Raw genomic sequence first — 17,384 nt, 5'->3', positions numbered from 1 at the left:
CTCCTCCTTGGACGCGCCGGTCCTACCCGACGGGCTGCGAGATGCTCCGGCCGGCCGGGCGGGAGGGCCCCGCCGTGGCCGTCACCGCGCGACATCCTCGTCGGCCAGCGGTTCCAGCACGCCGTGGGTGTCGAGGCGGTAGAGGACGACGAGGGCCGGACCGATGAAGACCAGGGCGACGGCCGCGACGATGAGCATCCACTGGAGCGGGGCGCTCGCCCCCGCCCCCTGCTGGACGGTCAGCGAGGTGGGCACCAGGTAGGGCTTCTGGGCGAAGCCCCAGGCGGCGACCAGCAGGGCCACAACCGCCACCGAGGTGTAGCGCGCCCACCCGGCGGCAGGGCCGGCGACCAGCCAGGCCGTGACCGCCAGCGCCGCCGTGGCGAGCAGGAGGAGCAGCAGCCCGATCCCGTGGGTGAGCCCGTGGTGGACGTACGAGGCGTGCGGGTCGGTCACGGTCAGGCCGATCACGCCGAGGATCAGCAGGCCGGCGGCGGCGATCCAGGCGCGCAGCCGGAAGTAGCCGACCAGGTCGTGCGCCTCGAAGCGCCGGGCGTCCACCGTGAGGAACACCGCGCCGAGGAAGGCGGTGGCCGCCACGGCGATCAGGCCGCCCATGATCGAGGTGGTACTGGCCCAGGCGTCGGCCGACGCGACGGTGCCGGGGGCGACCCGCCCGGAGGCCACGGCGCCGATGGCGGCGCCCAGGAAGAACGGGGTGAGCAGGGAGGAGACCGCGAACACGGCGCCGTAGATCCGGCGTTCGGCCAGTCGCCGGGTGGGCTTGCGCAGCGCGAACCCGGCGCCGCGCAGGACCAGGCCGACGGCGGCCAGTGCCAGCGGGAGCCAGAGTGCGGTGAACACCGTCTGGAAGAACACCGGGAACCCGGTCCACATCACGATGAGCACGAAGATCAGCCAGACGTTGTTGACCTCCCAGACCGGTGCCATGGCGTGGTCGATCAGCCAGCGGGGGCGTTTGCCGCGCTCGGCGCCGCCGGCCAGGAGGTCCCAGAACCCCGCGCCGTAGTCGACGCCGCCGCCGCCGGCATAGGCGGCGATCGCGAGCAGCAGGATCCAGGCGACGACGTTCGCTGTCACAGCTCACCCCCGGGGGACCGGCCGTTGCCCGGGGTGCCCGCGGCCGCCTCCGGACGCGGACCGTACGGGGTGTCCGTCTCGGGGCCCTCGGCGAGCGCCGGGGAGGCTCCGGAGTCTGCGAGCCGCCAGCGACTGCGCATCTTCAGGACGACGGTGAGAAAGGCGCCGAAGACGAGGACATAGACCGTGACGATGATCCCGAACATGGTCCACAGCGAGGCTGCGGCGGTGGGGGTCACGGCCTCGGAGACCCGCATGTTCTGGTAGACGATCCAGGGCTGGCGGCCCACCTCGGTGGTGATCCAGCCGCACTCCACCGTCAGCAGGCTGGCCACACCGGCCACCGCGGCGCACCGGAAGAACCACCGGGAGCGGGGCAGGTCGCGGCGGCGCAGCCAGCACCAGCCGTACCAGAGGGCGAGCAGGATCAGCAGGCTGCCGATGGTGACCATGATGTCGAAGGCCCAGTGCGCGATGGTCGCCTGGGTCGTGGTGGGGCGGTCGGAGGCGGGCACCGAGGTCAGCCCGGTGACCTGGGTGTCGGGGCTGAACCCGGCGAGGATGGAGTCCAGTTGGGGAATCTTGAGGCCGCCCTTGATGGTGCCGTCCTCCTGGAGGCGGCCGAACATGTACTCGGGCACGTGGGTGCCGGTGTTCCAGACGATCTCCGTCGCGGCGAACTTGACGGGCTGCTTGTGGAAGACCGCCCGGGCGATGGCGTCGCCGAGCATGAACTGGACGGGGGTGAGGATCGCCGCGGCCGTGAACGGCACGGTGAAGCCGAGGCGGTGGTAGCGGTCCCGGCGGCCGCGCAGCCAGCCGACCGCGTAGACGCCCGCCACCACGTAGCCGGCGGTGAGGAACATCGCGACGACGAAGTGCCAGTACTGGGGGCCGAACATGGGCGTGAAGACCGCCTGTTGGACGCTGACGTCCACGGGATTGCCGCTCGCGTCGAGGGTGAAGCCCTGCGGGGTGTTCATCCACGAGTTGGCGGCGATGATGCCGAACGCGCCCATCAGCGCCGTCAGCGGCAGTGGCACGCCGAGCCAGAAGTGCGTCCACGGCTTCAGCCTGCGCCAGCCGTAGAGGTAGATCGCGATCAGGATCGCCTCCAGGAAGAACGCCCACGCCTCCACGCCGAAGCCGAGGCCGAAGACGTCCCCCCAGCGGCCCATCATGCCCGGCCACAGCAGTCCGAACTCGAACGAGAGCACGGTGCCGGTGACGATGCCGACGGCGAACTGGACGGCCATCACGGCGGACCACCGCCGCGCCAGCAGCAGGGCGGTCGGGTCGGCCTTGCGCAGCCCCCGGTGGTGCATCACCAGAGTGACGAACGGCAGCGCCACGCCCAGCGGCACCAGCAGGATGTGGGAGGCGAGGGTGAACGCCATCAACTCCCGGGCGGGGAGCAGCTGTGCGGGGGTGTCAGCCAGGAGGTGTGCTGCGGTGTTCATGCGGGCCTCGGTGGCTCGTGCCGGGTGGCCGCTGGGTCACCCGGTGGACCGGACGGGGAGGGGGCGTGCGGACCGGCGGCGGGAGGCAGGCCTCGGACCGCGCTGGGGACGGCCGGCCGGTCCGCGGGCGTCGCACGGTGGTGGGCACGGCGGCCTTCCACCCTGCGGTCAGCCTCCGGTGGCGAAGCCGGGGAAGAGGGTCATCCCGCCGTCGACGTAGAGCGTGGCACCGACGACGTAGTCCATCAGGTCGGAGGCCAGGACGGTCACCGCGTTGGCGATGTCCTCCGGGTCGCCGACCCGGTGGTAGGGGATCAGCCGCAGGAGGTCGGCCTCGGCCTCGGGGGTGTCCCAGGCGGACTTGTTGATGGGGGTGCGGATCGCGCCGGGCGCGATGGCGTTCACCCGGATCCCCTGCGGGGCGAGTTCCTGCGCCAGGGTCTGCATCAGCATCAGGACACCGCCCTTGGAGGCGGCGTAGTTCACGTGGCCCGTCCACGGGATGATCTGGTGCACCGAGCTCATGCAGACGATCTTCCCGGCCGAACGGGAGACCTCCGGCACGACGCCCCGGCGGACGAACTCCTTGGCGGCCTCCCGGGCGCACAGGAACTGGCCGGTGAGGTTGACGTCCAGCACCTTCTGCCACTGGGCGACGGTCATCTCGGTGAGGGCGGCGTCCCGCTGCAGTCCGGCGTTGGCCACCATGATGTCGATCGTGCCGAACTCCCCGACCATCCGGTCGACCATCGCGACGACCTGGTCCTCCTGGGAGACGTCCGCCTCGTGGGCGTAGGCCCGCACCCCGTAGGACTTGATCTCCTCGACCACCTCCTCGGCCGCCTCCGGGCCGAAGACGTAGTTCACGACCACATCGGCGCCGGCGCGGCCGAGACCGATCGCGGTCGCCTTGCCGATACCGGAGTTCGCACCGGTCACCAGGGCCTTCTGCCCCCGGAGAACAGGCGGAACCGGCCGCCGCCCCTTGTCCACAGCTGACGTCACTGATCTCTCCCGTCCTCGGCCGCAAGCCGGCACCGGGTGACCACACTGGTCGGCCCGGCCCGCGGCACGGGGAACGGCTCGCCCGACGGCGCGCCACTGTCCCCCCGACGGCTCAGCGCGCAGCCGGCGGCGGGCTCCGGTCAGTCACCCGGCCGGGCCACCACGTTCTCCAGCGGGCCGCCCGCGAGGAACCGCTCCAGCTGGGTGCGGATCAGGCGCAGGCCCCGGGGCAGGAAGGCGGAGCTGTTGCCGCCCACGTGGGGTGTGATCAGGGTGTTCGGGGCCCGCCAGAGGGGGTGGCCGGCGGGCAGCGGTTCGGGGTCGGTCACGTCGAGTGCCGCGGCCAACCGGCCGCCCTGCAGCTCGGCGAGGAGGGCGCCGGTGTCCACGACGGCCCCGCGGGCCACGTTGACCAGCAGGGCGCCGTCCTTCATCGCGGCGAGGAAAGCCGCGTCGACCAGCCCCCTGGTCCCGTCCGTGAGTGGGACGGTCAGCACCACGACATCCGCGCGCGGCAGCAGGTCCGGGAGGTCGGCGAGAGCGTGCACCGGCCCGCGAGCCGCCGTCCGGGCGGTGCGGGCCACGCGCAGGACCTCGCACTCGAAGGGCACGAGCCGCTCCTCGACGGCCGCACCGATCGACCCGTGGCCGACCACCAGCACGGTACGCCCGGCGAGCGACGCGAACGAGCCGCCCTCCCAGGCACCGGCGTCCTGCGCCCGGACGAAGCCCGGGACTCCGCGCAACGAGGAGAGGACGAGGGTGACCGCCAGCTCGGCGGTGCTCGCGTCGTGGACACCCCTCGCGTTGCAGAGCACCACACCCGCCGGCAGGACGGGAAGCAGTTCCTCGACTCCCGCCGAGAGGCTCTGCACGACCCGCAACCGGGGCATCCGGGCCAGCAGCGGAACGGCGGCCGACGTGCAGGTGTAGGGGATGACGAAGAACTCCACCTCGTCGAGCACCCGCTGGGGCGGGCCGTCACCCCGGCCGTCCCACACCACCGTCGCCACCTCCGGGCGCAGGCCCACCTGTGCGAGCGGGTAGGGAAGCAGGATCCTGGCCGGGGGGCCGCCGGGCACCGCGTTCGGGATGCTCATGAGGCGATCTCAACAGCGATCACCCGCCGGGGCAAACCCCCGGCCCGCCATTCGGTGCGGCCGGCGGAGGCGCAGGGCCGGCGGAGGCGCAGGGCCGCCGGGGCCGGGGTGGACCCGCACGGCCGCGCCGTCGCGCCGCCCCGGTGGAACTGCGCGCATGATCTCCTGCAAGGGCCGTCCAGCTCATGCGCAACCCGGGAGAGCCGCCGTGGAGACATCCGGACCAGCACCGGCCATCGTCGTGATCATGGGCGTGTCCGGCTCGGGCAAGACCACCCTGGGGAGGCTGCTCGCCGAGCGGCGCGGCGTGCCCTTCGTGGAGGGCGACGACTTCCACCCGGCCGCGAACATCGCCAAGATGGCGGCGGGACACGCACTCGACGACGAGGACCGCGAGCCGTGGCTGCGAGCCCTCGCCGACTGGATCCGGGACGCGACCCGCCTCGGAACGGGCGGCGTCGTCACCTGCTCAGCCCTCAAACGCGAGTACCGGGACGTCCTCCGCGCCGCCGGCCCGGGCGTCCGGTTCGTGTACCTGAGGCTGGACCGGGAGGTCGCGCGGGCCCGCGTCGCCGGGCGCGCCGGGCACTTCATGCCGGCCGGCCTCCTGGAGTCGCAGTACGACACCCTGGAGCCGCTGGGCGCCGACGAACCCGGACTGACCGTCGACGCGGACGCCGACACCGCCGCCGTCCTCGGGCAGGTCCTCGCCGCCACCGCCCGCTTCGGGACGTGACGCCGTGCGGGCCGCGCACTCCGGGGCGGCGCGCCGTCGGCGGTGACGGGCCGGCGAGGACGGTTCGTCAGGGTTCAGGGCCTGCGGGCGTCGCGGAGCGATCCCGCACACAGGGCCCAGATGATGAAGATGTTGACGGCGATCAGGACGATGGCCCAGAACGGGTAGTAGGGCAGCCACAGGAAGTTGGCGATCAGGATCAGGCCGGCGAGCACGACACCGACAGCACGCGCCCACACCGCCCCGGTGAACAGGGCGCAGCCGGCCAGGAGGATCACGATGCCCAGGATGAGGTGGATCCAGCCCCAACTGGTCAGGCTGAACCGGAACGTGTAGTTGGCCGTTCTGACGAACAGGTCGTCCTTGGCGATGGCGGCGATCCCCTCGAAGATCGCCATGGCTCCGCCGAAGATCATCAGGACGGCGGCGAGAACGATCCAGCCCGACCGTAGGGCATGCCGCGAGGTATCGGCGGTGACCTGCCCGGGCTGCGGCTGGTTGACGTTGCCGGCCATGGGGCCTCCTTGGTTCGGGGAGCCGCCCGGCCTTCCGAAGGACCGGCCGGCGGCTCCGCTTCCAGCGTTCCACGACGACGTCCATACCGCGCTCCGTACCACCGGGGGCCGCCGGGGCGCGGGACGCGGGGCGCGGGACGGCGGAGGCGCAGGGCCGTGTCGAGTCAGGGCAGCGTCGTGTCAGGACCGGCAGCGTCGTGTCAGGACCGACAAGCAGACCCGAGATGCGGCGGTGGCCGCCCGCTGGTGAAATGACCGTGAGTACCGAACCGGCCGTCCGCACTGCTCCGGCAGCACTTCGGCCGTGGTCCGGCAGCACGCAACCCGCCCGGCAGCAGGTGCGGAACAGTTCCCGGCGCCGAGCCCGGACGTCCGGCCCGGGTCGGACAGACCCGATGAGGAGTCGATGTGAGCACCGAAGCCACCGAACCCGACGAACCGGGACCCATCGACTACGTGGTGATCGAGTTCCCGGGGAGCCGGGTGAACGGGGAAGGGCTGCCCCTGCTCGTCGACCTGGTCGATCGGGGCATCATCCGGATCCTGGATCTCATCTTCGTCCGGAAGGAACCGGACGGGTCGGTCGTCGGTGTCGAACTCGCCGACCTGACCGGCGACGGCCAACTCGACCTCGCCGTGTTCGAAGGCATCTCCTCCGGCCTGCTCGGCCAGGACGAGATCGACGACGTGGGCGGCGTCCTGGAACCCGGCAGCTCCGCCGGCATCCTCGTCTACGAGAACGTCTGGGCCGCCCCCTTCGCCGCAGCCGTCCGCCGCGGCGGCGGACGGCTCGTCGCCAACGGCCGCATCCCGGTCCAGGAACTGCTGGCAGCCCTCGAAAGCGCCGAGACTCAGGCCTGACCTTTCCGGGTCGGTCCAGCAGAGGAGCAACACCATGCCAGGCCTACTCCGCGGCGTCGCCCGCACGGCCGTCATCGCCGGGACGGCAACCGCCGTCTCCAACCGGGTCTCCCGCCGCCAGGCCGGCCGCTGGGCACAGCAGGAGGCGCCGGCGGCACCCCCGCCCGCCGCCGAGGCCGCGCCGGCACCGGCACCGGCACCGGCCGCCGATATGAGCAGCAAGATCGCCCAGCTCAAGGACCTCGGTGAGCTCAGGGACCAGGGCGTGCTCACCGACGCCGAGTTCGAGACGCAGAAGGCCCGGATTCTCGCCTCCTGAGCACGCGCGGGGCCAGGCGGAACGAGGAGCTGTCGGGCCCACGGCGCCGGCCTCGCACTCGGGCCGTCCTGCGGGGACGGCGGCCATGACCGCCGTCCCCGTCGCGCAGCCGACAACACGGCGCCGGCATGGCACGGCGCCTTGCCGGCACGGCGCTGAACCCGCCACGGCGCCGTGCCGGGTTCAGCGGAGGCGCTCCGCGATGCGGTCGCCGACCCGCAGGGCGTTGGCGATGGCCGTCAGCGACGGGTTCACCGCACCGATGCTCGGGAAGAAGCTGGTGTCGACGACGTAGAGGTTGTCCAGGTCGTGGGCCTTGCAGTCGGTGTCGAGGGCCGAGGCCTGCGGGTCGGTGCCGAAACGCACGGTGCCGGCCTGGTGCGCGGTGGCGCCGATCGGCATCCCCTTGTGCAGGTAGAGGCTGTGCGGCAGCAGGTGGTGGGGGTGCATGCCGAGGTAGCCCAGCATCTTCTGGAGTTTGTGCTGCAGGCGCTTCAGCCCTTCGATGTTGTTCTTCTCGTCCAGGGCGAGGTGGATGTCGCCGTCGCTGTCGAGGGTCACGCGGTTGTCGGGGTGCGGGAGGTCCTCGCCGCACAGCCAGAAGTCCACCGCGTGGTGGGCCAGCACCTCGAACGGCATGTCGGGTGAGGCGAGTCCGGCCCAGCGGGGGGCCTCGCCCTTGATCTGGTCGGAGTCGGACTTGCCGAGCATCTGGATGCCGCCGAGGGGGTAGTCCCAGTCGTCCGCGCCCAGGTACCAGTCGTTGAGCGCGAGGGTCTTCTGGAACTGCGTGTCGTTGGGCTCCTTCGACACCGCCATCAGCGCCAGGTTGTTGTGCCGCATGTAGTGGCGCCCCACCACGCCCGAGCTGTTGGCGAGACCGTCCGGGTGCCGGTCGTTCGCCGAACGAAGCAGCAGAGCAGCCGAGTTGACGGCTCCACAGGCCACCACCACGATGTCGGCGGAGTACTCCGCGACCGTGCCGTCGGCGAGTTCGGCGACCACCTTGTCGACACTGCGACCGGTCGGCCCGGTCTCGAGCCTGCGGACGTTCGCCCCGGTGACCATCGTGACATTGTCGTGCTCCAGGGCCGGGTCGACACAGATGACCTGGGCGTCGGCCTTGCCCTGTACCAGGCACGGGAATCCGTCGACCCGGTTGCAGCGGATGCACACGCTGGTGTGGGTCGCCCGGCCGTCGCCGTCCTGGGTGAGGTTCACGCCGATCGGCAGGTGGAAGGGGTGCAGACCCTGCTTCTCCAGGTCGTCGCTGAGCTGCTGGATGCGCGGCTCGTGCTGCACCGGCGGGTACGCGTACTGGGCGCTCACCGGCCCCTCGCCGGGGTCCTCGCCGTGGTGGCCGTGCACCAGGTACAGGTGCTCGGCCTGGGTGTAGTACGGCTCCAGGTCCTCGTAACGGATCGGCCAGGCCGGGGAGATGCCGCCGTGGTGCCGCAACTCGCCGAAGTCCTCGGGGCGCAGCCGGAACAGCGCGGCGCCGTAGAACTTCGTGTTGCCGCCGACGTAGTAGTTGACCTCGGGTGGGAACCGGTCGCCGTGCTTGTCGTACCAGAACTCGGGGGCGCGGTACTTGCCCTTGACGAAGACCGCGGTGGACTCCCAGTTGTCCCGCTCGCGGGGCAGGTAGCCGCCGCGTTCCAGGATCAGGATGCGTTTTCCGGTCGGGGCGAGGCGGTGGGCGAGGGTGCCGCCGCCTGCTCCGGTGCCGATGACGATGACGTCGTAGTGCTCGGTGGCTGCCATGGGGTCGCCTCGGATCGTGAGTCGGTGCGGTGCGGTGCGGGTTGATGCGGTGCGGGTTGGTGCGGTGCGGGTCGGTGCGGGTCGGTGCGGGTTGGTGCGGTGCGGGTTGGTGCGGTGCGGGTTGGTGCGGTGTGGTGCGGGTTTGCGCGGTGCGGTGCGGTGCGGGCCGGCGGCCGGACCGTCGGTCAGAGGATGGCGATGGGGTTGACGGGGGACCCGGTGGCCGCGGGGAGCCGCAGGGGCGCGACCACGCAGAGGAACGACCAGCGGCCCTCCTCCTCGCAGAGCGGCACCAGGTCCTCGAACTGCAGGTAGTCCATGAAGTAGAGCCCGAGGGCGTGGATGCCCAGGACGTGCACGGGGAAGTCCACGCCCTCGGTGAGGCTGGGGGCCGTGTCGTTGTTGCCGTCGCTGCCCAGCGCGCAGACCCGGCGCTCGGCCAGGAACTCCACGGCGGCGGGATGCAGCCCGGCCCGGCTGCGCGCCGCGTCCCAGGGCCCCGTCTCGACGCGCCTGCGGCGGTGGCCGACCCGGACGAGGAGGATGTCCCCGGCGCCGACCCGCACATGCTGCGCAGCCTCGGCGGCGCGGAGGTCGTCGGCGGTGACGTGGTCGCCCGGCTCCAGCCACGGCACGCCGCGCAGCCGCGGAATGTCGAGCAGGACGCCGCGGCCGACGATGCCGTCCCGCACGAGCTCGACGGAAAGGGCGGTGGCGCCCTCCCCGGTCACGGTGCTCGCGGGGACGCCCCCGTACAGGGTGCCGTCGTAGACGACGTGGCACAGGGCGTCGAGGTGGCTGTCCGCGTCGCCGTGGACGTGCATCGAGAAGTGGTCGGTTGCGAAGTGGAGCCCGGTGGCCGGAGCCTCGGTCTCCGGCCGGCTGGTGAGCCGGTGGCCGGCCGGGTGCGGGTTGTCGGGGGCCGCGCGGGTCTCGACCGGTGCGGCGAGGGTGACGGTCCGGCCCGAGCGGACCTCCGCCGCCGCGGCGCGGACCGTCGCGGGCGTGACGGCGGCCGGCGCCCCGCGCCCGCCGGACCGTGCACCGGCCGACGACTCCCGCAGGCGTGCGTACAGTGCGTCGAACGCGGCCCTGCTCTGCGGGCGGCCGCCGCCCTGCCCGTGCTCCGGATTCCCGTGCCCCGGCTGCCCCGGCTGCGGATCAGTCACGCTGTCGCTGCCGGTCAAGGGCCTCGTCCAGGGTCGATGCCGCCATGATGAGCGACAGGTGGGTGAACGCCTGTGGGAAGTTGCCGAGTTGCTCACCGCTCGGGCCGATCTCCTCGGCGAAGAGCCCGACGTGGTTGGCGTAGGTGTGCATCTTCTCGAAGGTGTAGCGCGCCGGACGGACGCGCCCGGCCCGCGCCAGGGCGTCGACGTAGAGGTAGGTGCAGAGGCTGAACGTGCCCTCCGAGCCGCGCAGGCCGTCCGGCGACGCGGCCGGGTCGTAGCGGTAGACGAGGCTGTCCGAGACGAGTTTGCGCTCCATGGCGTCCAGGGTGGAGAGCCAGCCCGGGCTCTTCGCGGCGAGAAACCCCACGCGCGGGATGAGCAGGAGGGAGGCGTCCAGGACGTCGCCGCCGTAGTGCTGCACCAGGGCCTGCTCGGCCCTGCTCCAGCCCTGCTCCATCACCTGTTCGAGGATGCTGTCGCGGGCGGCGCGCCAGCGCGGGATGTCGGCGGGCCGGCTGAGTTCGGTCGCCAGGCGCATGCCCCGGTCGAACGCCACCCAGCACATCACCCGGCTATAGGTGAAGTCCTTCCGCCCGCCGCGCGTCTCCCAGACGCCCTCGTCCGGACGGTCCCAGTTGTCGGACAGCCAGTCCAGGGTCCGCGCGAGGCCCTTCCAGCCGTGGTAGCCCAGCTCCACGCCGACGTCCAGGCCCTCGGCCATCGCGTACAGGGACTCGCCGTAGATGTCGAGCTGCAGCTGGTCGGCGGCGGCGTTGCCCGCCCGCACCGGGCGCGAACCCCGGTAGCCCTCCCAGTGGTCCAGGATCTCCTCGGTGAGATGCGGGTCGCCGTCGACCCGGTACATGATCTGCAACCGCTCGCCGGGCAGGTCGGCCCGGTCGTGCATCCGGTCACCCAGCCACTTGGTGAAGGCCGACGCCTCCTCCACGAACCCGAGGTCGAGCAGCGCACGCACCGAGAGCGAACCGTCCCGCACCCACGAGTACCGGTAGTCCCAGTTGCGCTCGCCCCCGACCTGCTCGGGCAGACCCATGGTGGCGGCGGCGACCGGTGCACCGGAGGGGTGGTAGGTGAGGAGCTTGAGGGTGATGGCCGAGCGGTTCACCATCTCGCCCCAGCGGCCCCGGTAGCGGGACGTGTGGAGCCACTTCTGCCAGAAGTCGACCGCCGCCCACAGCCCGTCCGTGATGCCCTCCACGGTGAGCGGGGGCGGCGCCGCGCCGTCGGCGGCGGAGGTCGTGAACACGGCGGCGGCGGACTCCCCGCTGTTGAGGGTTACCGCTCCTCGGACGTCGTCCCCGTCCCGCTCCAGCGGGAAGCTGGCCTGCAGGTGCCCGGCGATCCCGGGGGCGCGGAACACGGCGTCCTGGCCGTGCAGTTCGAGCTCGTGACCGGCCCGGCCGTAGTCGAACCGCGGCCGGCACTCCAGGACGAACCGCACGGTGCCGCGCACGGCGCGGACCACCCGCATCAGGCTGTGGCGGTCGGTCGGGGTGCGGCTGGTGTTGGCAGGCATCCAGTCGACGACCTCGCCGACGCCGTCCGGCGACATGAACCGTGTCACCAGCACGCCGGTGTCCGGGTAGTAGAGCTGCTTGCACGACATGTCAGAGTGCTCGGGCGCCAGCCGGAAGTACCCGCCGCGGTCGTGGTCGAGCAGCGCGGCGAAGACACTGGGCGAGTCGAACCTAGGCGAGCAGAACCAGTTGACCACGCCCTGCGAGGACACCAGGGCGGCGGTCTGCAGATCGCCCACCAGACCGTGGTCGGCGATCGGGGGGTAGCGGTCCATGAACATCCAATCCCCGAGGGTGACTACACAGCGTCCACTATCCGACGCTTTGTGCGACAAGAAGGCGCGCGACGCGCCGCGACCGTCGATGTGCCGTCACCGGCGTTGGCGCGGTCGCGGCCCTGGTCACCGGCCCTCCCGGTGGAGTCGCCGAGCTCGCCTGTCTGCCCGCGCTCTGCGACGGCGGGAAGGCGGCGTGCCCGGGGTGGGCCGGCTCCTTCAGGTCGGGTGGGGGGCGTTCGGGCTCTTGAGGTGGGTCGCGGCGGGGCCGCTGTTGCCGAACCGCTGGGAGGCTGCTGCTGCGGTCGGCGGAGGAGGTTCGACGGGGAAGGTTCGGCGGAGGAGGTTCGACGGGGAGGGTGAGGAGCGCGCTCGGCTGCGGGCGCGCTCGACTCCGTGCCGGCTCGGCTGGTGACCGCTCTCAGGGGGCGTCCGCTTCCGGGGAGCGTCCGCTCTCAGGTGGTGGCCGTGGCCGCCTCGGCGAGGGCGTCCAGGACCGGGCGGATCAGCGGGTGGCCGTCCGCGCCGGCCCGGACGGCCGCGAAGACCCGGCGGGTGGCGAGCGCGCTGTCGACCGGCCGGACCGCGACCTGTGCGAGGTCCACGCCCAGCAGCGCGGAGCGCGGCACCAGCGCGACCCCGGCGCCGGCCGACGCGAGCGCGACGACCGCGCGGAAGTCGTCCGAGGAGTGCACCAGACGCGGCTGGAACCCGGCGTGCTCGCAGGCCAGCAGCACCACGTCGTGGCAGGGGTTGCCGGGGTACGGGCCGATCCACGGCTCGGCGGCGAGGTCGGCGACGGCGATCGGCCCCTCGGTGGCGGCGAGCGCGTGGTCGAGCGGGAGCACCGCCTCGAACGGTTCGGCGTACAGCGGCACCCGGGTGAGCCGGGCGTCGTCGGCACGCGGGGCGCCCCGGTACTCGACGGCCACCGCGAGGTCGGCGCGCCCGTCCAGGACCATCGGGAGGCTGGCGTCCCCCTCCGCGTCCAGCACCTTGAGGCGGACGCCGGGCGCGCGGGTGGCGAGGGTGCCGATTGCGGGGGCGAGGACGAGGGAGATACCGGTCGCGAAGGAGGCGACGGTGACCTCGCCGCAGACGCCCGCGGAGTAGGCGGCGAGGTCCGCCTCGGCCCGCTCCAGCTGGGCGAGGACGGCGTCGGCGTGGCCCAGAAGGATCTCCCCGGCCGCGGTGAGCCGCACGCCCCGGCCCTCGCGGGCGAGCAGGTGGTGGCCGGTCTCCTGCTCCAGCGCGGCCAGCTGTTGGGAGACCGCCGAAGGGGTGAGGTAGAGGGCGGCCGCCGCGGCGGTCACGGTGCGGTGGTCCGCCACGGCCCGCAGGGTCCGAAGCCGTCGTGCGTCGATCACACGCCAATTCTGCCAGCGTGGCGGGGAGCCCCGGGGCGGGGGAGGCAACGGGTGCCGGAGTGGGAAGTCGGACGGGCCGACTTCCCACTCCCGGGCGTGGCCCTCAGGGGTCCTTGCGGCCCGGGTGGGCGAGGTCGTCGTCCGGGGCCGGAGCGGAGGCGGACGCGGGCGCATGGACGGGCAGGTCGGGGTCGGTGAGGAGGCGGGCGGTGAGGACGTACTGGACGAGGCAGCCGGCGAGCAGGACGGCGACGCCGCCGACCGCGTCCAGGACCCAGTGGTTGGCGGTGGCCACCACCACGAGGAACGTGAGCGCCGGGTAGAGGGCTGCCAGGGGGCGCAGCCCGGGGTGGCGGGTGGTGGTGATCACGACCAGGGCGCACCAGCCGGCCCAGGCGATGTGCAGGGACGGCATCGCCGCGTACTGGTTGGAGAGTGCCGTCAGGGCGCCGAGCGGGGCGTCGCCGGGGCTGTCGGACGGGTCCTCGCGCAGGCCGTACTCGGGGACCAGCCGGGGCGGCGCGAGCGGGAAACCCCAGAAGCCGACCAGGGCGAGGCCGGTGGCGGCGAACAGGATGGTGCGGGCAGTGCGGTAGCGGGACGGATGCCAGGCGTAGAGCCAGACCAGCATGCCGAGCGGCACCACGAAGTGGAGCACCTTGTAGTACTCCTGTGCCGCGTCCAGCAGCCAGTCGCCGGCCTGCAGCGCCCACCCGTTGAGGCCCGGTTCGATGTCGATGTGCAGCGCCCGTTCCAGGTCGTAGATGCTGCGGGCGTGCCCGGTGGCGATGGCGACGCGGTCGGGGGCGGCGTTGCGGATGAAGCTGTAGATGCCGTAGCCGACCTGGATGAAGAGGAGTTCCAGTACCAGGTTCGGGCGGGACACCGGCCGCAGCGGCGCGGGCAGCAACGGCATGTGCCGCAGGACGGGCCGGTGGCGCGGGGGCGGGGCGGGGCTGCGGCGCAGGTGCCAGAGCGGGTCGCTGCGGGAGCGGAACGGGAGGACGGCGGCCGCGGCGAGGGCGACCAGGGTGGGGGCCTTGCGCAGCAGCAGGCCGCTGACCGGTTCGATCCCCGGGTCGAGCATGGTGCTGGGCAGCAGGGCGACGGTGGTGGCGATCACCGGCCAGAGTGCGCGGTCCTCGGGCCGGCGGCCGAGCCGGCCGGTGGCCGCGAGGAGCAGCCAGCCGAGGTCGGCGGGTACGGCGACGGGGGCGATGACCAGGGTGGCGCAGCCGAGCACGCCGGCCGCGAGCAGCGGCTGGCCGTCGCCGGCGAGGGTACGGGCGCGGCGGAGGGCGAGCACCACGGCGGTGACCGCCACCGCCAGCCAGACGCCGAGCAGCGGCGGACCGTGCAGGCCCAGCCGGAGCAGGACGCCGAGGGCGGTCTGGTTGGCGGGGTCGCCGGTGGCGGCCGGATCGTCGAACCGGTGCCGGAAGCGGGCGGCGCGCGCCGGGTCGGCGACGCGGACGACACCGTGCAGCAGGACGGCCACCGTGAAGGCGGTCAGGGCGGGACGGATGCGGGTGGACGGCCGGGGGCCGGGGCGCGGGAGGGCGGCGACGAAGAGGAGCAGGGCGGGGTGGAGCGCGATCGCCGCGCCGAGCGCGAGACCGGAGGTGGGACCGGGGTGCCCCGCACGGCGCGGCAGGACGTCGAGCAGGACGAGGGCGGTGGTGGCGAGTCCGAGGACGGCGTCCACCGGGTGGCCGCGCAGGTCGGCGCTGACCAGCACTGCGCCGGCCGCGAGCGGGCCGACGGCGGCCGGGGCGGGCACGCCCGGGGGTGGGTGGCGGGCGATCAGGGCGCCGATCGTGGCCGCGGCGGCGAGGGCGGTGAGCACCAGACCGGCCCGGGTGGCGGTGGACGGCCAGGTGCCGAGGAGGAGTGGAAGGGCCGGCCGGTCGTCGGCGGCGTCGCCGAGGGTGGTCCAGGTGACGGCGGCGGCCGCGGCGAGGGCGATCACCAGGCAGAGCACGGTGAGGATGGTGCGGGGGCTGGGCCCCCGGCGCGTTCCGGTGGCGGGCCTGGTCGGGACCATCCCGCTCCTCTCGCCGCACCGCACCGCTGCGCCCGGGCCGGTCGGCCGGGTCGCCCTCCTGCCGACTCTCGGACGGCGGCGGCCACCTCGCACCCCGAACGGCGCCGCGCGGGGGACGGGTGGGACCGGGTGGGACGGGGTGGGACCAGGACTGCGGGGTGGGACCTGGACTGCGGGGCCGCGGTGGGCGGTGCGCTTTGCAAAGGTGGGCAGCTGTTTGCAAAGTGCGAGGCGAAGGGGCGGTACGGGCAGGGCGGGAGGGAGCGTACGGGCTCGGATAGAGGCGAGCCGGGACGGAAAACGGTTCGCCCCACACCTCCGTACTTTGCAAAGCCACGTGTTTGCAAAGTACGGGAACGTGCGGGAAACGAAGCGGGAGCTGCGGGAACAGGGCGGGAGCGTGCGGGAACGCGGGTGGGAGCCCTGCCGGAAAGGAGCGGAAGCTACGGGACCGCGCCGGAACGGGCGGAAACGGGCGGCACACGATCCGCGGTCGGGAGTGGGAAGTCGGACGGGCCGACTTCCCACTCCCGGGCGGGAGGGTGGGGGAGATGGTCTCAAGTGGCACGGCCGGCGTCGGCGCCGCAACCGGCCTCGGCGGTACGGCCGGCGTCGGCGCCGCAATCGGCCTCGGCGGTACGGCCGGCGTCGGCGCCGCGGGGTCGGCCTCGGGGTGGCCCGGCCACCTACGCTGGCCCGGCGCGCCCCGGGCACACGGCCTGCCCCGGGCACGGCAGCCGGCGGTCTCGCCGCGGGCCTTACCGCTCCGGGGATCCCGGAGGCTTTGGTGCCGTGCGGCGGAGGCGGGCCGGTCCGGCCTCCGCCGCACGGCGGCTCGGGGGCCCGTGACGCGTCCGGTTCCGAGCGGACGGGCCACGGGCGGTCCGACGGGGTGCCGGGATCGATGGCACCCGTGCGCGGAGGGCTACTCCCCCATGGCCGCGCGGGCGTCGACGAAGGCGGCGACGGCGCGCTCGACATCCTCGGTGGAGTGCGCGGCGGAGAGCTGCACGCGGATCCGGGCCTGGCCGTGCGGCACCACCGGGAAGGAGAACCCGATCACGTACACACCGCGCTCCAGCAGCAGCTCGGCGAGCCGGCCGGCCTTGGCCGCGTCGCCGATCATCACCGGGGCGATCGGGTGGTCGCCGGGCAGGATCTCGAAGCCGGCCTCGGTCATCTTCGACCGGAACAGCGCCGTGTTGGCGGCCAGCCGCTCGCGCAGCTCGGTCGACTGCTCGACCAGGTCGAGCACCTTCAGCGAGGCCGCGGCGATCACCGGGGCGAGCGAGTTGGAGAACAGGTACGGCCGCGAGCGCTGGCGCAGCAGGGCGACGATCTCGCGGCGGGCCGCGACGTAGCCGCCGGAGGCACCGCCGAGGGCCTTGCCGAGGGTGCCGGTGATGATGTCGACGCGGTCCATCACGCCGTGCAGCTCGGGGGTGCCACGTCCGTTCGGGCCGACGAAGCCGACGGCGTGCGAGTCGTCGACCATGACCATCGCGTCGTAGCGGTCGGCGAGGTCGCAGATCTCGCGCAGCGGGGCGACGTAGCCGTCCATGGAGAAGACGCCGTCGGTGACGATGAGGCGGCGCCGGGCGTCCTGCGTCTCCTTGAGCTGCTGCTCCAGGTCGGCGAGGTCGCGGTTGGCGTAGCGGTGGCGGCGGGCCTTGCAGAGGCGGATGCCGTCGATGATGCTCGCGTGGTTGAGGGCGTCGGAGATGACCGCGTCGCGCTCGTCGAGCAGGGTCTCGAAGACGCCGCCGTTGGCGTCGAAGCAGGAGGAGTAGAGGATCGTGTCCTCCTGGCCGAGGAACGCGGAGAGGCGGTCCTCAAGCTCCTTGTGGACGTCCTGGGTGCCGCAGATGAAGCGGACCGAGGCCATGCCGTAGCCCCAGCGGTCGAGGGCGTCCTTGGCGGCGGTGAGGACCTCGGGGTGGTCGGCGAGGCCGAGGTAGTTGTTGGCGCAGAAGTTGAGCACCTCGCCGGGGCGTCCGCCGCCGGTGACGGTGACGGCGGCGCTCTGCGGGGTGCCGATCACCCGCTCGGGCTTGAAGAGGCCGGCCTCGCGGATCTCGTCGAGGGTGGCGGCGAGGTCGTCGCGCACGTTGTCGAACACAGCAGACT

Annotated in this window: 14 protein-coding genes; 3 read left to right on the top strand and 11 right to left on the bottom strand. The window is 73.1% G+C overall.

Going from position 1 to position 17,384, the window contains the following annotated elements; all coding sequences use genetic code 11:
- Positions 1–81 precede the first annotated feature (81 nt).
- The 4 genes from ACZ3YO_RS23655 to ACZ3YO_RS23640 all read right to left on the bottom strand — a co-directional run bounded on the left by ACZ3YO_RS23655 (position 82) and on the right by ACZ3YO_RS23640 (position 4,666).
- Positions 82–1,101 (bottom strand): cytochrome d ubiquinol oxidase subunit II, encoded by a 1,020-nt coding sequence (locus ACZ3YO_RS23655; protein ID WP_465572547.1) that lies wholly within the window; start codon positions 1,099–1,101, stop codon positions 82–84.
- A complete protein-coding gene (locus ACZ3YO_RS23650) occupies positions 1,098–2,561 on the bottom strand; it encodes a cytochrome ubiquinol oxidase subunit I (protein ID WP_465572544.1) in 1,464 nt (487 codons plus the stop codon). The genes ACZ3YO_RS23655 and ACZ3YO_RS23650 overlap by 4 nt, the downstream gene beginning before the upstream one ends.
- 168 nt (positions 2,562–2,729) lie before the next feature.
- On the bottom strand, positions 2,730–3,554 hold the full coding sequence (locus ACZ3YO_RS23645; protein ID WP_465572802.1) for an SDR family oxidoreductase: 825 nt from the start codon (positions 3,552–3,554) through the stop codon (positions 2,730–2,732).
- A 152-nt stretch (positions 3,555–3,706) separates the two neighbouring features.
- A complete protein-coding gene (locus tag ACZ3YO_RS23640; RefSeq protein WP_465572541.1) occupies positions 3,707–4,666 on the bottom strand; it encodes a 2-hydroxyacid dehydrogenase in 960 nt (319 codons plus the stop codon).
- 247 nt (positions 4,667–4,913) lie between these two features.
- On the opposite strand from ACZ3YO_RS23640, the gene ACZ3YO_RS23635 reads away from it, so the two are divergent.
- The gene (locus ACZ3YO_RS23635; protein ID WP_465572800.1) at positions 4,914–5,402 is read left to right on the top strand and encodes a gluconokinase; all 489 of its coding nucleotides are present in this window, start codon (positions 4,914–4,916) and stop codon (positions 5,400–5,402) included.
- Between the two features lie 74 nt (positions 5,403–5,476).
- On the opposite strand, the gene ACZ3YO_RS23630 is transcribed toward ACZ3YO_RS23635, so the two are convergent.
- Positions 5,477–5,917: a DUF7144 family membrane protein gene (locus ACZ3YO_RS23630; protein WP_465572539.1), complete on the bottom strand. Its 441-nt coding sequence runs from the start codon at positions 5,915–5,917 to the stop codon at positions 5,477–5,479.
- Between the two features lie 408 nt (positions 5,918–6,325).
- Here ACZ3YO_RS23630 and ACZ3YO_RS23625 point away from each other — a divergent pair, with 408 nt between their 5' ends.
- Together ACZ3YO_RS23625 and ACZ3YO_RS23620 are read left to right on the top strand one after the other, a co-directional pair.
- The gene (locus ACZ3YO_RS23625; RefSeq protein WP_465572536.1) at positions 6,326–6,778 is read left to right on the top strand and encodes a DUF6325 family protein; all 453 of its coding nucleotides are present in this window, start codon (positions 6,326–6,328) and stop codon (positions 6,776–6,778) included.
- Positions 6,779–6,812: 34 nt separating this feature from the next.
- Positions 6,813–7,097 carry an SHOCT domain-containing protein gene (locus ACZ3YO_RS23620; RefSeq protein WP_465572533.1) on the top strand — a complete coding sequence of 95 codons (285 nt, stop codon included), beginning with the start codon at positions 6,813–6,815 and terminating at the stop codon, positions 7,095–7,097.
- Between the two features lie 183 nt (positions 7,098–7,280).
- Here the strand turns inward: ACZ3YO_RS23620 and ACZ3YO_RS23615 are convergent, their stop codons facing one another.
- From ACZ3YO_RS23615 to ACZ3YO_RS23590, 6 genes are all read right to left on the bottom strand, one after another.
- Positions 7,281–8,861, bottom strand: coding sequence for a GMC oxidoreductase (locus ACZ3YO_RS23615; protein WP_465572530.1), 1,581 nt, complete (start codon positions 8,859–8,861; stop codon positions 7,281–7,283).
- 185 nt (positions 8,862–9,046) lie between these two features.
- A complete protein-coding gene (locus ACZ3YO_RS23610) occupies positions 9,047–9,937 on the bottom strand; it encodes a cyclase family protein (protein ID WP_465572798.1) in 891 nt (296 codons plus the stop codon).
- 85 nt (positions 9,938–10,022) lie between these two features.
- Positions 10,023–11,846, bottom strand: coding sequence for a glycoside hydrolase family 15 protein (locus ACZ3YO_RS23605; RefSeq protein WP_465572528.1), 1,824 nt, complete (start codon positions 11,844–11,846; stop codon positions 10,023–10,025).
- Positions 11,847–12,301: 455 nt separating this feature from the next.
- Complete coding sequence (locus ACZ3YO_RS23600) at positions 12,302–13,213, bottom strand: LysR family transcriptional regulator (protein ID WP_465547565.1); 912 nt, start codon at positions 13,211–13,213, stop codon at positions 12,302–12,304.
- A 103-nt stretch (positions 13,214–13,316) separates the two neighbouring features.
- Entirely contained in the window at positions 13,317–15,257 is a 1,941-nt protein-coding gene (locus ACZ3YO_RS23595) for a phosphatase PAP2 family protein (RefSeq protein ID WP_465572524.1), read from the bottom strand.
- A 925-nt stretch (positions 15,258–16,182) separates the two neighbouring features.
- Positions 16,183–17,376: a glycine C-acetyltransferase gene (locus ACZ3YO_RS23590; RefSeq protein WP_465547567.1), complete on the bottom strand. Its 1,194-nt coding sequence runs from the start codon at positions 17,374–17,376 to the stop codon at positions 16,183–16,185.
- Positions 17,377–17,384: the final 8 nt, after the last annotated feature.

The sequence above is a fragment of the Kitasatospora sp. NPDC022785 genome (assembly GCF_055561295.1).
This window is presented reverse-complemented; position numbering and strand designations above follow the sequence as displayed.

What these genes read in the sequence shown, in the direction of transcription:
- ACZ3YO_RS23650 (WP_465572544.1), bottom strand. Translation starts at nt 2,561, where the DNA reads ATGAACACCGCAGCACACCTCCTGGCTGACACCCCCGCACAGCTGCTC.
- ACZ3YO_RS23640 (WP_465572541.1), bottom strand. Translation starts at nt 4,666, where the DNA reads ATGAGCATCCCGAACGCGGTGCCCGGCGGCCCCCCGGCCAGGATCCTG.
- ACZ3YO_RS23635 (WP_465572800.1), top strand. Translation starts at nt 4,914, where the DNA reads ATGGGCGTGTCCGGCTCGGGCAAGACCACCCTGGGGAGGCTGCTCGCC.
- ACZ3YO_RS23630 (WP_465572539.1), bottom strand. Translation starts at nt 5,917, where the DNA reads ATGGCCGGCAACGTCAACCAGCCGCAGCCCGGGCAGGTCACCGCCGAT.
- ACZ3YO_RS23620 (WP_465572533.1), top strand. Translation starts at nt 6,813, where the DNA reads ATGCCAGGCCTACTCCGCGGCGTCGCCCGCACGGCCGTCATCGCCGGG.
- ACZ3YO_RS23615 (WP_465572530.1), bottom strand. Translation starts at nt 8,861, where the DNA reads ATGGCAGCCACCGAGCACTACGACGTCATCGTCATCGGCACCGGAGCA.
- ACZ3YO_RS23605 (WP_465572528.1), bottom strand. Translation starts at nt 11,846, where the DNA reads ATGGACCGCTACCCCCCGATCGCCGACCACGGTCTGGTGGGCGATCTG.
- ACZ3YO_RS23595 (WP_465572524.1), bottom strand. Translation starts at nt 15,257, where the DNA reads ATGGTCCCGACCAGGCCCGCCACCGGAACGCGCCGGGGGCCCAGCCCC.